16 protein-coding genes are annotated in these 13,785 nt (G+C 68.3%); 10 read left to right on the top strand and 6 right to left on the bottom strand.

All coding sequences use genetic code 11. The features are described 5' to 3' along the window. Positions 1–7: 7 nt before the first annotated feature. Together H7I57_RS09070 and H7I57_RS09065 are read right to left on the bottom strand one after the other, a co-directional pair. Positions 8–802, bottom strand: coding sequence for an acetoin reductase (locus H7I57_RS09070; RefSeq protein ID WP_264023094.1), 795 nt, complete (start codon positions 800–802; stop codon positions 8–10). Further along, positions 799–1,899, bottom strand: coding sequence for a 2,3-butanediol dehydrogenase (locus H7I57_RS09065; RefSeq protein ID WP_264023093.1), 1,101 nt, complete (start codon positions 1,897–1,899; stop codon positions 799–801). The genes H7I57_RS09070 and H7I57_RS09065 overlap by 4 nt, the downstream gene beginning before the upstream one ends. Positions 1,900–2,050: 151 nt before the next feature. On the opposite strand from H7I57_RS09065, the gene H7I57_RS09060 reads away from it, so the two are divergent. After that, complete coding sequence (locus H7I57_RS09060; RefSeq protein ID WP_264023092.1) at positions 2,051–3,871, top strand: flavin-containing monooxygenase; 1,821 nt, start codon at positions 2,051–2,053, stop codon at positions 3,869–3,871. Positions 3,872–3,946: 75 nt separating this feature from the next. Here H7I57_RS09060 and H7I57_RS09055 read toward each other — a convergent pair whose 3' ends face one another. After that, the gene (locus H7I57_RS09055) at positions 3,947–4,231 is read right to left on the bottom strand and encodes a ribosomal protein L7/L12 (RefSeq protein WP_264023091.1); all 285 of its coding nucleotides are present in this window, start codon (positions 4,229–4,231) and stop codon (positions 3,947–3,949) included. Positions 4,232–4,241: 10 nt separating this feature from the next. Between H7I57_RS09055 and H7I57_RS09050 the strand changes: the two genes are divergently transcribed. The 6 genes from H7I57_RS09050 (at position 4,242) to H7I57_RS09025 (ending at position 8,739) form a co-directional block, all read left to right on the top strand. After that, positions 4,242–6,305 (top strand): prolyl oligopeptidase family serine peptidase, encoded by a 2,064-nt coding sequence (locus tag H7I57_RS09050; protein ID WP_372510156.1) that lies wholly within the window; start codon positions 4,242–4,244, stop codon positions 6,303–6,305. 1 nt (position 6,306) lies between these two features. Beyond that, a complete protein-coding gene (locus H7I57_RS09045) occupies positions 6,307–6,948 on the top strand; it encodes an LpqN/LpqT family lipoprotein (RefSeq protein WP_264023089.1) in 642 nt (213 codons plus the stop codon). Beyond that, positions 6,945–7,265 carry a hypothetical protein gene (locus H7I57_RS09040; protein WP_264023088.1) on the top strand — a complete coding sequence of 107 codons (321 nt, stop codon included), beginning with the start codon at positions 6,945–6,947 and terminating at the stop codon, positions 7,263–7,265. The genes H7I57_RS09045 and H7I57_RS09040 overlap by 4 nt, the downstream gene beginning before the upstream one ends. A gap of 162 nt (positions 7,266–7,427) precedes the next feature. After that, entirely contained in the window at positions 7,428–7,844 is a 417-nt protein-coding gene (locus tag H7I57_RS09035; RefSeq protein ID WP_264023220.1) for a YkgB family protein, read from the top strand. 23 nt (positions 7,845–7,867) lie between these two features. Further along, positions 7,868–8,503, top strand: a complete 636-nt coding sequence (locus H7I57_RS09030; RefSeq protein ID WP_264023219.1) for an RNA polymerase sigma factor — start codon at positions 7,868–7,870, stop codon at positions 8,501–8,503. Between the two features lie 11 nt (positions 8,504–8,514). Beyond that, entirely contained in the window at positions 8,515–8,739 is a 225-nt protein-coding gene (locus H7I57_RS09025) for an anti-sigma factor family protein (RefSeq protein ID WP_264023218.1), read from the top strand. Here the strand turns inward: H7I57_RS09025 and H7I57_RS09020 are convergent. Together H7I57_RS09020 and H7I57_RS09015 are read right to left on the bottom strand one after the other, a co-directional pair. Continuing rightward, positions 8,736–9,569 carry an enoyl-CoA hydratase/isomerase family protein gene (locus H7I57_RS09020; RefSeq protein WP_264023087.1) on the bottom strand — a complete coding sequence of 278 codons (834 nt, stop codon included), beginning with the start codon at positions 9,567–9,569 and terminating at the stop codon, positions 8,736–8,738. The two genes, H7I57_RS09025 and H7I57_RS09020, sit on opposite strands and share 4 nt — an antisense overlap. After that, positions 9,566–10,180, bottom strand: coding sequence for a TetR/AcrR family transcriptional regulator (locus H7I57_RS09015; protein ID WP_264023086.1), 615 nt, complete (start codon positions 10,178–10,180; stop codon positions 9,566–9,568). The genes H7I57_RS09020 and H7I57_RS09015 overlap by 4 nt, the downstream gene beginning before the upstream one ends. 69 nt (positions 10,181–10,249) lie before the next feature. On the opposite strand from H7I57_RS09015, the gene H7I57_RS09010 reads away from it, so the two are divergent. From H7I57_RS09010 to H7I57_RS09000, 3 genes are all read left to right on the top strand, one after another. Continuing rightward, the gene (locus H7I57_RS09010; protein ID WP_264023085.1) at positions 10,250–11,149 is read left to right on the top strand and encodes a crotonase/enoyl-CoA hydratase family protein; all 900 of its coding nucleotides are present in this window, start codon (positions 10,250–10,252) and stop codon (positions 11,147–11,149) included. Between the two features lie 125 nt (positions 11,150–11,274). Continuing rightward, positions 11,275–12,780, top strand: coding sequence for an FAD-dependent oxidoreductase (locus H7I57_RS09005; RefSeq protein ID WP_264023084.1), 1,506 nt, complete (start codon positions 11,275–11,277; stop codon positions 12,778–12,780). Further along, positions 12,777–13,379 (top strand): TetR/AcrR family transcriptional regulator, encoded by a 603-nt coding sequence (locus H7I57_RS09000; RefSeq protein WP_264023083.1) that lies wholly within the window; start codon positions 12,777–12,779, stop codon positions 13,377–13,379. The genes H7I57_RS09005 and H7I57_RS09000 overlap by 4 nt, the downstream gene beginning before the upstream one ends. On the opposite strand, the gene H7I57_RS08995 is transcribed toward H7I57_RS09000, so the two are convergent. Continuing rightward, the gene (locus tag H7I57_RS08995) at positions 13,376–13,762 is read right to left on the bottom strand and encodes a GbsR/MarR family transcriptional regulator (RefSeq protein ID WP_264023217.1); all 387 of its coding nucleotides are present in this window, start codon (positions 13,760–13,762) and stop codon (positions 13,376–13,378) included. The genes H7I57_RS09000 and H7I57_RS08995 overlap by 4 nt on opposite strands. Between the last annotated feature and the right edge of the window lie 23 nt (positions 13,763–13,785).

Raw genomic sequence — 13,785 nt, 5'->3', positions numbered from 1 at the left:
CCCCATCTCAGCGGTAGACCAGGCCGCCGTCGATCAGGCCGGACTGGCCTGTCATGTAGTCGGCGTCCGGGCCGGCCAGGTACGAGACGAAACCCGCGACGTCGTCGGGAGACTCGGCGCGGCCGAGGGCGATGCCGCCGACGAACTTGTCGTAGGTCTCGCCTTCGGCGGCCCCGGTCAGTTCGGCGAAACGTTTGTCGATCTCCACCCACATGTCGGTGCCGACCACACCGGGGCAGTACGCGTTGACGGTGATCCCGTCGGCGGCGTGCTCCTTGGCCGCGGCCTGGGTGAGGGCACGCACCGCGAACTTCGACGCGCTGTACACGCCCAGCATCCCGAAGCCGTCGTGTCCGGCGATCGACGACGCGTTGATGATCTTGCTGATCTTTCCAGCCTCTTTGTTCCCCAGTTCCTTGAACTTCGCGACGGCGGCCTGGACCCCCCACAGCACCCCGTTGACGTTGATCGCCCAGACCCGTTGGGCCTCCTCGGGGGTGACGTCGGCGATCGGCCCCACCAGCGCGATGCCCGCGTTGTTGACCATGATGTCCAGCCCGCCCAGCGTGGATGCGGCGTAGTCGACTGCGGCGAAGACCTGGTCCCGGTCACTCACATCGGCGACGATCGTGGTTGGCTTGCAGCCGATTTCGTCGATCTCGGCGGCCACGCCGTCGATGCCCCCGGGCGCGACGTCCACGAGCGCGACGGCGGCGCCGTCCCGTGCGAGGCGCAGCGCGATCCCGCGCCCGATCCCCCGGCCGCCGCCGGTGACGAGTGCAACCCTGCCTGTGAGTGTCATGATTCTCCGGTCGGGTCGACTCCTGCTGAATCGGTCGGGTCGACTCCTGCTGAATCGGTCGGGTCGACCAGCACTTTCATCTTCTTGCCTGCGTGCAGCGCCTCGAACCCCTCGTCGATCACGTCGTCGATCGGGATGCGGGTCACCCACCCGGTGGTGTCGTACTTGCCGTCGGCCATCAGCGCGATCACCGCCTGGAAGTCGGCGCCGGTGTAGCACAGCGACCCCTGGATCCGGGACTCGTTCATCACCAGGTTGAGAAGTGGTGTTTCCAAAGGCTTCTCGTAGATCGCGACGCTCACCATCGGCCTGCGCGACCCGACGCAGGCCAGGGCCGTGGTGATCGCCGGTGTCACTCCGGCCGCATCGAACACCGCCTCGGCGCCGTCGCCCCCGGTGTGGTCGGCGATGAACGCCGCCACGTCGGCACCGGTCGGGTCCAGCGTCGTCGCGCCGAGCGCCTCGATCGCGGCCCGCCGGGTGGGTGCGGGTTCCACGACGAACACATCCTCAAGACCCTTGCCGCGCAACGCGAACCACAGGCCGATGCCGATCGGGCCTGCGCCGAAGACCACCGCGGTGTCGCCGGGGTGTACGTCACCGAGCGTCGCGGCGTGGTAGGCCACCGACATCGGCTCGACCAGGGCACCCAGCTCCAGCGATACGCTGTCGGGCAGCCGGTGCAGCATGCCGGTCGGGACGACCGTGTACTCGGCCATCCCGCCGTCGGACATCAGACCGTGGAATCCGATCTGCTGGCAGACGTTGTAGTTGCCCGCCCGGCACGGGGAGCAGTGGCCGCACTTGTAGATCGGCTCGACGGCGACGCGGTCCCCCTCGCCCCACCCCGTCACGCCGTCGCCGACCGCGGTGATGGTCCCGGAGAACTCGTGTCCCATGGTCAACGGCAACTGCTGCCCGGTCAGCGGGTGCGGCTGCGTCGGCACGAAGATCGGGCCGGCGTAGTACTCGTGCAGGTCGGTGCCGCAGATCCCGTTGAACCCGATCTTGAGCTTGACGGTGCCCGGCTTCACGTCCGGTTCGGCGACGTCGTCGATCTCGAGCTTGTTCGGTCCGTAGTACACAGCTGCTCTCATGTCGGCATGTCTATGTGACGACGGCCACACCGCGAAAGAGTTGCAGGGGGTTGCAGCGCGGATTCCCCCGTCGCTTCGCTCGCCCGGCCAGGGGTTTGCAACCGTTCGCAACTCTTGCCACCCCAGGTGAGGCGGGTGTGTCCTGGCTCACATGACTTCCACTCTCGAATCTCAAACCACACGTGATGTGACACCGCAGCAGCGCGTCGACGCCTGGCTGGCCGACTTCGAGTCGGCCCTGGCAGTCCGGAACATCGAACGGGTCGCCGGCATGTTCGCCGTCGACAGCTTCTGGCGCGACCTGGTGTCGTTCACCTGGAACATCAAGACGCTGGAGGGCCGCGATCAGATCTCCGACATGCTGGGCGCCCGGCTCATCGAGACCGACCCGTCGGGTTTCCGCACGCGTGAGCCCGCCACCGCCGATGGGGACGTGACATCGGCGTTCATCGAGTTCGAGACCGGCGCCGGGCGCGGGACCGGGCACCTGCGCCTCAAAGGTGACCAAGGCTGGACACTGCTCACCGCGCTGCAGGAACTCAAGGGCCACGAGGAGCGCAAGGGTCCCAGCCGGGTGCTGGGAGCCGTCCACGGCGACGACCCCGATCCGCGGTCGTGGGCTGAGAAGCGCGCCGAGGAGGACGCCGAGCTCGGCCATACCGTGCAGCCCTATGTGCTGGTGATCGGCGGCGGTCAGGGCGGCATCGCGCTCGGAGCGCGGCTGCGCCAGCTCGGCGTGCCCGCGATCGTCGTCGACAAGCATGAGCGGCCGGGCGACCAGTGGCGCAAGCGGTACAAGTCGCTGTGCCTGCACGATCCCGTCTGGTACGACCACCTGCCGTACATGCCGTTCCCGCAGAACTGGCCGGTGTTCGCGCCGAAGGACAAGATCGGCGACTGGCTGGAGTTCTACACCCGGGTGATGGAGGTGCCGTACTGGTCGAAGACGTCGTGCCTTTCGGCGAGCTTCGATGAGACCGATGGACGGTGGACGGTCGAGGTGGACCGCGACGGTGAGCGTCTCACCCTGCACCCCACGCAGCTGGTGCTGGCGACAGGCATGTCCGGGAAACCGAACGTGCCCACGCTGCCGGGCCAGGACGTGTTCCGCGGCGACCAGCACCACTCCAGCGCGCACCCGGGGCCCGACGGCTACGTCGGCAAGAAGACCGTCGTGATCGGCTCCAACAACTCCGCGCACGACATCTGCAAGGCGCTGTACGAGAACGGCGTCGACGTGACGATGGTGCAGCGGTCCTCGACCCACATCGTCAAGTCGGACACCCTGATGGACATCGGCCTCGGCGACCTGTACTCCGAGCGTGCGCTGGACGCCGGGATGACCACCGAGAAGGCCGACCTGACGTTCGCGTCGCTGCCGTACCGGATCATGCACGAGTTCCAGATCCCGCTGTATGACCGGATGCGCGAACGCGACAAGGACTTCTACGACCGTCTCGAGGCCGCCGGGTTCGAATTGGACTGGGGTGCAGACGGTTCCGGGCTGTTCATGAAGTACCTGCGGCGCGGCTCGGGCTACTACATCGACGTCGGCGCGTGCGACCTGGTCGCCGACGGCAGGATCAAGCTGGCCCACGGTCAGGTCGACCACCTGACCGAGGACTCGGTGGTGCTGTCCGACGGCACCGAGCTGCCTGCCGACGTCGTGGTCTACGCGACCGGCTATGGCTCGATGAACGGCTGGGCCGCCGACCTGATCGGCCAGGAGGTCGCCGACAGGGTGGGCAAGGTGTGGGGCCTGGGCAGCGACACCCCCAAGGATCCCGGGCCGTGGGAGGGCGAGCAGCGCAACATGTGGAAGCCGACCCAACAGCCCAACCTGTGGTTCCACGGCGGCAACCTGCACCAATCGCGGCACTACTCGCTGTATCTGGCGCTACAGCTCAAGGCGCGACACATTGGCATGGCCACGCCGGTGTACGGCCTGCAGGAGGTGCACCACCTGTCCTGACCCCCGTCGCCGGAATTGCATTCCAGCAGCGAAAGTTCGAGTGCGGACCTGCTGGAATGCAATTCCGGCGGGGTGTTACGCCAGCCGGTCGACGATGTCCTTGCATTCCTTGAGGCCCAGGCCGGTCTGCTCGCGCAGCACCTTGATGGCCTCGATCTTCTTTCCGAGCAGGGCCAACTGCCGGACCTCCGCGCTCACGGGTTCGTGGACTGCGTCATCGACAGGTGGCGGCGCCGGCGCCTGGCCGGCCGCACTGCGAAGCGCCCATTCCAGTGCCGCGACCCGGCGTTCCAACTCCTCGACCCGGCGACGCAACCCGCCGTCGTCGACGTCGTCATCGGACCGGCCGAAGATGCCCACGACAGGCAGTATGGCGGCTGACCGCAACCCGGTCGAGGCGGTTGCGCACAATGGCTGCGTGGCACATACCGAGGAGACCGACCCGTACCTCTGGCTCGAGGACGTCACCGGTGACGACGCGCTGGCGTGGGTGCGCGAGCACAACGCCCCCACGGTGGCCGAACTCGGGGGCGAGCGCTTCGAGCAGATGCGTTCCGACGCGCTCGAAGTCCTGGACACCGACGCCCGGATCCCGTACGTGCGTCGGCGCGGCGACTACCTGTACAACTTCTGGCGTGATGCGGCCAACCCGCGAGGCCTGTGGCGGCGCACCACGCTGGAGAGCTATCGCTCCGAGAAGAGCGAGTGGGATGTCGTCATCGACGTCGACCGGCTGGCCGCCGAGGACGATGAGAAGTGGGTGTGGGCCGGAGCCGACGTCATCGAACCGGACCACTCGCTGGCACTGATCAGCCTGTCCCCAGGCGGGTCGGACGCTGCAGTGGTGCGCGAGTTCGACATGCGCACCCGCGAGTTCGTCTCGGACGGTTTCCAGCTCCCCGAGGCCAAGTCGCAGGTCACCTGGGAAGACGAGAACACCGTGCTGGTCGGCACCGATTTCGGGGAGGGTTCGCTCACCGAGTCGGGATACCCGCGCCTGGTCAAGCGCTGGCGGCGCGGTGAGCCGCTCGCCGAGGCCGAGACGGTGTTCAGCGGTGCGCCGGCCGATGTCATCGTGGCGGCCTCGGCGGACCGCACCGTCGGCTTCGAACGCACGCTGGTCAGCCGCGCGCTCGACTTCTTCAACGAAGAGGTCTACGAGCTACGCGGCGGCGAACTGATCCGCATCGACACCCCGACCGACGCGAGCATCTCGGTGCACCGCACCTGGCTGCTGATCGAACTGCGCACCGACTGGTACCGCGGCGTCGACCAGTACCCGGCAGGCTCCCTTCTGGCGGCGGACTACGACGAGTTCGTCTCGGGCACAGCCGAACTGCGGACGGTCTTCACTCCGGACGCGCACACCAGCCTGCACCACTACGCGTGGACCCGCGATCGATTGGTCGTCGTCACGCTCGCCGATGTGGCCAGCCACGTCGAGGTGTTCACCCCGGGACCCTGGACATCCGAACCGGTGGCGGGGCTGCCGGAGAACACCAACACCGCGATCGTCGGCGCCGACAGCCTGGGCGACGAGATCTTCCTCGACTCTTCGGGTTTCGATACCCCGTCGCGGCTGCTGTACGGAACGGTCGGCGGTGCGCTCGACGAGATCAAGCGGGCGCCCTCGTTCTTCGACGCCGCCGACATCGAGGTGACGCAGCACTTCGCCACCTCCGACGACGGCACCGCGATTCCGTACTTCGTTGTCGGCCACCGGAACCGCCAGGGCCCCGGCCCGACCCTGCTCGGCGGCTACGGCGGCTTCGAGGTGGCCCGCACGCCGGGATACGACGGGGTGCTCGGCAGGCTGTGGCTGTCCCGCGGGGGCACCTACGTGCTGGCCAACATCCGCGGCGGCGGTGAGTACGGACCCACCTGGCACACCCAGGCGATGCGCGAGGGCCGTCACCTGGTGGCCGAGGATTTCGCCGCGGTCGCAAAGGATCTGGTGGCCCGCGACATCACGACCGTCGAGCAGTTGGGCGCGCAGGGCGGCAGCAACGGCGGCCTGCTGATGGGGATCATGCTCACCCAGTACCCGGAGTTGTTCGGCGCGCTGGTCTGCAGCGTGCCACTGTTGGACATGCGCCGCTTTCATCTGCTGCTCGCGGGTGCCTCGTGGGTCGCCGAGTACGGCAATCCCGACGACCCCGATGACTGGGAGTTCATCTCGAAATACTCCCCCTACCAGAACATTTCGGGTGAGCGCCGGTACCCTCCGGTGCTGATCACCACGTCCACCCGGGACGACCGGGTACACCCAGCGCACGCACGAAAGATGACCGCGGCGCTGGAGGCGGCCGGGCACCCGGTTTGGTACTACGAGAACATCGAGGGCGGGCATGCCGGGGCGGCCGACAACGCCCAGACCGCATTCCGCGCCGCGCTGATCTACGAGTTCCTGCTGCGGACGTTGCAGGGGAGCTGACGTGACCAGGAAACCGTTTCTCCTCATCCTGACCGTGACGCTGCTGTTGACCGGCTGCTCTCGCGACATCCCGGGCACGGCGGTGACGGCCGCGGGCCCGGGGCCGGGGTCGGCATCGAACGGGGACGGCCAGTGCGCCACGGTGACCGCACCACTGGCCGACATCCCGGCTGTGGGCGCCGGTGAGCCGCAGTTGCGCATTCCGGTTCCGTCCGGATGGCAGCGCAACTCGCTGATGGACAGCCGGATCATCCGATTCGCGATCGTCGCGCAGGGGCTGGCCTCCGGCGGGTTCGCCCCCAACGCGGTCGTCACCCTCGAATCGGTTCCCGGCAGCCAGGACGCCGAGGACGTGTTCGAACAGAACCGGACCAACCTCGTCGAGATGATGGGCGCCTTCGACCTCACCACCGAGAGCAATTCGACCTGTGGATATCCCTCGGAGACAACCGATTACACCGCGCCGGCCATGGGGCCGGCTCCCGAGCGGCCGATCGTCATGCACGCGGTGGTCGCCGAGACCGGCCGCACCACATACCTGGCCACGCTGACCATCCAGGCCGCAGACGACGAGAACCCGACATACCAGCGCGACGCCCGGGAGATCGTCGAGGGATTCCAGATGTTGCCGCCCGGCCGATGACGACGGTCTCGTCGGTGTTGCTCGGTACGGGTGCACTTGCGCTGCTACTCGCCGCCGCTGTTCCGGGGTGGGACACCGCACGCCTGCCCAAGCGCGCCGTCAAGCGCCGGGTCTACTGGGCGGGCACCGTCGTCGGCGCGGTGCTGCTGTTCCTCGGCGGCCTGCCGGACGTGCAGAGCTCGGTCGCGTTCGTGGCCGCGGCGGCGATCCTGATGATTGGTTGGGCGTACTTCCGCACACCCAACATCAAGTTGGGCGGGCACATCCGGTCGGCCTATGCCCCGCACCGCGAGCCCGATCCGCCGCCGGGGGCGTAACGCCCGGCGTCGCTCGAGGCACTACGCCGGTGATGGTCGCGCTTTCGGAGAGCGGGGCCCGCATCCGAGAGGATCGTCATGACCGGCGTCACCAAGAATGTCACCCACTACCCCACCACCGACCGGATCCGTCCGGCCGCTCTCGAGCGCATCGGCGGGGGGCTGGCCCGCTACGGGCTCGTCATCGTCATCGCGTGGATCGGAGCGCTGAAGTTCACCGAGTTCGAGGCCAACGGCATCGCGCCGCTCGTCTCCAACAGCCCGCTCATGAGCTGGGTCTACGACGTGGTCTCCGTCGGCACGTTCTCGGCGTTGCTCGGTGTGCTGGAACTGGGCGCCGCAGCGCTGATCGCAGTCAAACCCTGGTGGCCGAGGGTGTCGATGGCGGGAAGCGTCATCGCCGTCGGTCTGTTCACCGCAACGCTGAGCTTCTTGTTCACCACCCCGGGGGTGTTCGAGGCGTCAGCCGGCGGATTCCCCGTCCTGTCGTCGACGGGTCAGTTCCTGATCAAGGATGTCGCGCTGCTGGGTGTCGCCGTGTGGACGCTGACCGACGCATTCCGCAGTTCCCGGCCTTGACCGGCAACTACGATCTCGCCGAGATGACCATCACCTCGGCCGACGAGTCCGATCTCATCGCGGCGCTGCGGGCCCGCGATGAGTCGGCGTTCGCCGCTCTGGTCGACACGCATGCGGCCGCGATGCTGCGGGTCGCGCGCGGCTACGTCGCCACCCGCGAGATCGCCGAAGAAGTCGTGCAGGAGGCGTGGATCGCGCTGCTCAAGGGCATCGACACCTTCGAGGGCCGATCATCGTTGCGCACCTGGCTGTTCACGGTGCTGATCAACATCGCGAAGAAACGCGGCATGCGCGAACGCAAGGACATCGACGTCCAGATCGCCGCCTTCACCGGCGGCACGGTCGACCCGTCGCGGTTCCGCGACGCCGACGACCGATGGCCCGGCCACTGGAAGGCCGACGAGATGCCCTCGCGGTTCCCGGAGTCCCCCGAGGGGTCGGTCCTCGGCGACGAGCTGATGGCCGTGACCCGGGACGCACTCGACGAGCTGCCCGAGCGTCAGCGCGTCGTGGTCACGATGCGCGACGTTCTCGACATGGACTCCGTCGAAGTGCGGGAACTGCTCGACATCAGCGTCGCCAACCAACGCGTGCTGCTGCACCGCGGCCGGGCTGCCGTACGACAAGCCCTCGAGGACTATCTGAAGGACGCGATGTGAGCCACGAAGACATGGACTGCGACGAGCTCGTCGAGCTGGTCACCGCCTACCTCGACGGATCGCTGGATCCGGACACCCGGGCCCGGTTCGACGAGCACCTGCTCGGATGCGACGGCTGCGGGAACTACCTGCAGCAGTTCCGGTCGACCGTGGCGACCCTCGGCGCGATCCGCGACGACGAGATCGAACCGGCGTTCCGCGACAAGCTGCTCGACGCGTTCCGGGACTGGCGCTAGCCGCCGGGTCCGCGGGTGACCATCGTCCGGACCGTCTGCTGGAACGCTCCGGTGGTGAAACAGTTCGGCTCCGCGAACTCCTCCATCGTGATCGTGGTGTCCCAGGTCGCGTCCGCGGCCTGACGTAACAGGGGCTTGGCCATGGCCAGCGCGTGCGGCGGCAGCGCGGAGATACGGTCACACCACCGGTCGGCCGCGGCCATCAGATCGTCCGGGGCGACGACGTCCTGCACCAGGCCCAGCTCCAGCGCGCGACGCGCGTCGAGCGGAAGACCGCCGGCGAAGAACGCGAACGCTCCCTGGTAACCGAGACGCCGGGTCAGCGCCCACGAGGTGCCGACCTCGGGTATGAGTCCCAATCGGCCGAAGGCCGGGACGATCAGCGCTTCCTCGGACGCGATCACGACGTCGCACGTCAGCGCCCACGCGAGTCCCACTCCGGCCGCGGGTCCGTTCATCGCCGCCACGAACGCTGTGTCGCTGCGTGCGATCAGCCGTGCCACGCCACCGAACTCGTACCGTATCCACCGCCAGATGTCGGTAGAACCCTCCGCGTCGCCGAGGCGTTCCTCGGCCAGTCGCATCATCTCGAGGTCTCCGCCTGCGCTGAATCCCCTTCCGGCCCCGGTGAGTACGACGGTGCGGATCTCCGGGTCGGCGGCGAGTTCGACCAGCGCCGCCTTCGCCTGCACGACCAGCGGCGCACTGAGGACGTTCAGCCGCTGCGGTTCGTTGAGGGTCACGACCGCGGAATGGTCGCGGCGAACGACCTCGACGAAGCTCTCCGTCGCATCGTGCCCCTGTCGCAGCAGTTCCTGATAAACGCTCATGTGTCCTCCTTGTCGGGATCGGTGCGCAGTGCCCGCCACGCGGCGTCGGCCAGCACGGTCGATTCGGTGCGCAGTGACCCGCGCCGTCCGCGCGCCAGCCAGAGCCGCGCCAGTTCCTGGCTGGGGCCGAGCCAGAGCGCGTAGACCACGTCGGTGGACAGTGCGCGCACCTCCCCCGCATCGACGTATCGACGAAGCCACGCCTCAACGAAGCCGAAGAACTCGTTGTTGAGCTCGCGCAGGTCGGTCCCGCCGGCGCGGCGGACATCGGCGCCGGCGACGTTGAACAGAAACTCCGCCCGGTCGGGATTCTCTCGGACCCAACGCATATGGGTGCGGACCGCGGACCGCACGCCGTCGCCTGCATCACGCGCCCGGGTCAGCGCGGCGACGAACTCGCGTTGATAGTTCCGCAGCGCGTCCACGTAGACCGCGGCGGCGATGCCTTCCTTGCTGCCGAACCGGTGGTACAGGGATCCGACGCTCGCACCCGAGCGGCGACGGACGTCGTCGATCGCGGATGCTTCGACGCCCACCTCGAGGAACAACTCGAGCGAGGCATCGAGAATCGTGCGCCGCCGGGCATCGTCCGACAGCTCTTTTCGGCCCACGTCTAGAAACTAATTCTAGAACGAAATTCTTGTCAACCGCGCCGTCGCGGGGCGGGATACGTTCTATCCGTGACGACTGATTTCGAGACCCTGCTGTACCGGGCCGACTCCGCCGTGGCGACCATCACCCTGAACCGCCCGGAGCACCTCAACACCATCGTGCCCCCGATGCCCGACGAGATCGAGGCCGCGATCAGGCTCGCCGAGCGCGACCCCGCGGTCAAGGTCATCGTGCTGCGTGGCGCCGGGCGGGCGTTCTCGGGCGGCTACGACTTCGGCGGCGGATTCCAGCAGTGGGGCGAGGCGATGAACACCGACGGCCGGTGGGATCCCGGCAAGGATTTCGCCATGGTGAGCGCCCGCGAGACCGGGCCCACGCAGAAGTTCATGGCGATCTGGCGGGCGTCCAAGCCGGTCATCGCCCAGGTGCACGGGTGGTGTGTGGGCGGGGCCAGCGACTACGCGCTGTGCGCCGACCTCGTCATCGCCAGCGACGACGCCGTCATCGGGACGCCGTACGCCCGCATGTGGGGCGCCTACCTGACGGGGATGTGGCTCTACCGGTTGTCGCTGGCAAAGGTGAAGTGGCACTCGCTGACCGGTGAACCTCTCACCGGAACGGAGGCCGCCGCAGTCGAGCTCATCAACGAGTCGGTGCCGTTCGAACGCCTCGAGGCCCGCGTCGCCGAGATCGCAGGCAAATTGGCGCGCATCCCGCTGTCACAACTGCAGGCCCAGAAGCTGATCGTGAACCAGGCCTACGAGAACATGGGGCTGGCGTCGACCCAGACGCTCGGCGGGATCCTCGACGGTCTGATGCGCAACACCCCCGAGGCATTGCGGTTCATCGACACCGCCGCCGCCGACGGGGTGCGGGCCGCGGTCGCGCGGCGCGACGGGCCGTGGGGTGACTACAGCCAGGCACCGCCGGAGAAGCGTCCGGACCCCTCACACGTGATCGAGCCCTGACAAACCGCCGCCGGAATTGCATTCCGGCAGGCCCGCTCTCGCAAAAATCCGGCTGGAATGCAATTCCGGCGAGAGGACAGAGGCAACTCTTTAAATTACGGGTCCGTTTCGTTATTATATTGCCCGTGGTTGACACCGACGTCGTGGTGGTGGGAGCGGGCCCGACGGGGCTGACGCTGGCCTGCTCGCTGCGCCTGCATGGGGTGTCGGTTCATGTCGTCGAGCGCGCCCCCGGTCCGGCGACGACGTCACGCGCGAACTTCCTGCACGCCCGCGGCTCGGAGGTACTCGGCCGGATCGGCGCGCTCGGCGCCCTGCCCGACGAGTCGTTGCGGGCCATGCGCATCACCAACTACCTCGGCGATCGCCCCCTGATGACGCTGGAGTTCGGCGACCCCCGGATGCGCACCGCCGCACCACCGATGGTCGTGTCGCAGGCCAAGGTCGAGGCGGCACTGCGCGCCCGGCTCGCCGAACTCGGCACCATCCCGGAATGGGGCAACGGCCTGATCGGCCTGCAGCAGGAGCACGACGGCATCGTGGCCGAACTCCAGGACGGCACGCGGATTCGGGCCGGGTGGATCGTCGGCTGTGACGGCACCTCGAGCATCACCCGCAAGCTCGTCGGCATCGACTTCCCCGGCGTCAAACTCTCCGAACGCTTTCTGCTGGCCGACGTCCACATGGACTGGGACCTCGACCGCGGCGGCACCACGGGCTGGGTGCACCCCGACGGGATCGTCGGCGCGATGCCGATGCCCGACGACACCGACCGCGGCGATCTGTGGCGGCTGTTCGTCTACGACCCCGGCCACGACGAAAAGCCCACCGAGCGCGACATTCTCGAGAGAATCAGGCACGTCGTCCCGGAGCGCACCGGACGCCGGGTACGCATCGGCGATGCCGAATGGCTGTCGGTCTTCACCGTCCACCGCAGGCTCGCAGACACCTACCGGCGCGGGCGGGTGCTGATCGCCGGCGACGCCGCCCATGCGCACGCCCCGTTCGGCGGTCAGGGCATGCTGACCGGTCTGGGTGATGCCGAGAACCTGGCCTTCAAGCTCGCCCTGGTCGTGCAGGGGCTCGCGGCAGAGGCGCTCCTCGACACCTACGAAACCGAGCGTCGCCCACTCGCCACCGGCGTGCTGCGCGGCACCAGCGCGGTGACCCGCGTCAACGTCGCCCGCAACCCGTTCGCGAGGTTCGTGCGCGACCACATCGCCCCGCGAATCTTCGGGCCCGCGCCGGTGCAACGCTGGATCACCTACACCGCGTCGCAGCTCTGGGTGAGCTATCGCAAAGGACCGCTGGGCGGGACCGGACGCAAGCCGCGGCCGGGTGACCGGATCCCCGACATGGGTGCCCGCCGCTCCGATGGCGCCGACTCGATGCTGCACCGCGAGCTGGGCGGGCGATGGGCACTGCTGGTTCCCGCCTCGGCGCCGGGCGTCGGCGCCGCCCGCGTGGCCCGCGATCATCTCGGCGAACACGTCGGGATCCTGACCTACGACGGTGCCCAGGTGATGCTGGTCCGCCCGGACGGCCACCTCGCCTGGCGCGGCGATTCCGGCGACACTGCGGGCTTGAGCCGTTGGCTCACAAGGGCGTTGACCACCGGCATCGCGCGATGACGACGGCCCCCGGCCGCGGGCGACCTCGAGACGCCGCCGCCGACCTGGCGATCCTGCGGGCCGGTCTGCAACTGTTCATCGAACGTGGCGTCGAGGGCACCAGCATGGAGCAGATCGCCAAGAAGGCCGGGGTGGGGAAGCCGACGATCTACCGGCGGTGGGCCAACAAAGAGGAGTTGATCGCCGCGGCGATGGAAACCCTGGTCGCCGGAGAAGCGGGCTGGGCGTCGCAGGAGGCGATCGACACCGAATCTCCGTACGCGTTGGTGGAGGCCGCGATCGATCGCGCGGCGACCACTGTCACCACCGATCAGTACCGCGCGCTGGTCGCCAGGGTCTTCGGTTCGGCGGTCAGTCACCCTCAGCTGATGGCCGCCTACTGGGAGCGCTACATCCTGCCGCGCCGGCGTCTCGCGGCGGGGTTGCTCGCGCGGGCCCGCGAGCTCGGCACGGTGTCCGACGACGTCGACGCCGACGTCGCGATCGACATGATGGTCGGCGCGGTGACCTACCGCGTTCTGCAACCCGACCCGCCCGACGTCGACGAGATGCGCCGCTACCTGCGCGCGGTCTACCGCCAGATCGGGCTGCTGCCCTAGCGGCCCCGCTGCTCGTGCCAGCGGTCCAGAAGCGCCGGGATCTCCGCCATCAGAAAGCCGTAGAAGTCCCGCATCTCGGCGAGACGCTGTCGGGCCAGGCCCTGGTCGTCGGTGGCGTCGATACCCTTGTCGGCGGCTTCCAGCATCGCGCGCATCGTCTCGTTCTTGCTGGTGAACAGCACAGCCCAGGCATCCCCGGGAAGCCGGAAATGCTCCCGGCGGCTGCCCGGGACCGGCACCCGCTCGGCCAGTCCGACCGACGTGAGCATCTTGAGTGCCCCGGAGATCGACCCGGCACTGGCCTGCAGAACCTCGGCCAACTCGGCCATCGTCACACTGGGCTGCTCGGTGAACAGCAGCGTCGCCAGCACTCTCGCGGTCATCCGCTGCAGCCCGTTGCTGGTGA

The organism is Mycolicibacterium pyrenivorans (genome assembly GCF_025821625.1).
GTDB classification, from domain to species: Bacteria; Actinomycetota; Actinomycetes; order Mycobacteriales; family Mycobacteriaceae; genus Mycobacterium; species Mycobacterium pyrenivorans.
Note: the sequence above shows the minus strand (reverse complement) of the source record. Positions and strands in the feature narration are given on the sequence as shown.

Bases quoted from the DNA above. Each gene is read 5' to 3' on its own strand.
- H7I57_RS09000 (WP_264023083.1), top strand. From the start codon at position 12,777: ATGACGACGGCCCCCGGCCGCGGGCGACCTCGAGACGCCGCCGCCGAC.
- H7I57_RS09040 (WP_264023088.1), top strand. From the start codon at position 6,945: ATGACGACGGTCTCGTCGGTGTTGCTCGGTACGGGTGCACTTGCGCTG.
- H7I57_RS09050 (WP_372510156.1), top strand. From the start codon at position 4,242: ATGGCGGCTGACCGCAACCCGGTCGAGGCGGTTGCGCACAATGGCTGC.
- H7I57_RS09060 (WP_264023092.1), top strand. From the start codon at position 2,051: ATGACTTCCACTCTCGAATCTCAAACCACACGTGATGTGACACCGCAG.
- H7I57_RS09070 (WP_264023094.1), bottom strand. From the start codon at position 802: ATGACACTCACAGGCAGGGTTGCACTCGTCACCGGCGGCGGCCGGGGG.
- H7I57_RS09030 (WP_264023219.1), top strand. From the start codon at position 7,868: ATGACCATCACCTCGGCCGACGAGTCCGATCTCATCGCGGCGCTGCGG.
- H7I57_RS08995 (WP_264023217.1), bottom strand. From the start codon at position 13,762: ATGACCGCGAGAGTGCTGGCGACGCTGCTGTTCACCGAGCAGCCCAGT.
- H7I57_RS09025 (WP_264023218.1), top strand. From the start codon at position 8,515: ATGGACTGCGACGAGCTCGTCGAGCTGGTCACCGCCTACCTCGACGGA.
- H7I57_RS09065 (WP_264023093.1), bottom strand. From the start codon at position 1,899: ATGAGAGCAGCTGTGTACTACGGACCGAACAAGCTCGAGATCGACGAC.
- H7I57_RS09020 (WP_264023087.1), bottom strand. From the start codon at position 9,569: ATGAGCGTTTATCAGGAACTGCTGCGACAGGGGCACGATGCGACGGAG.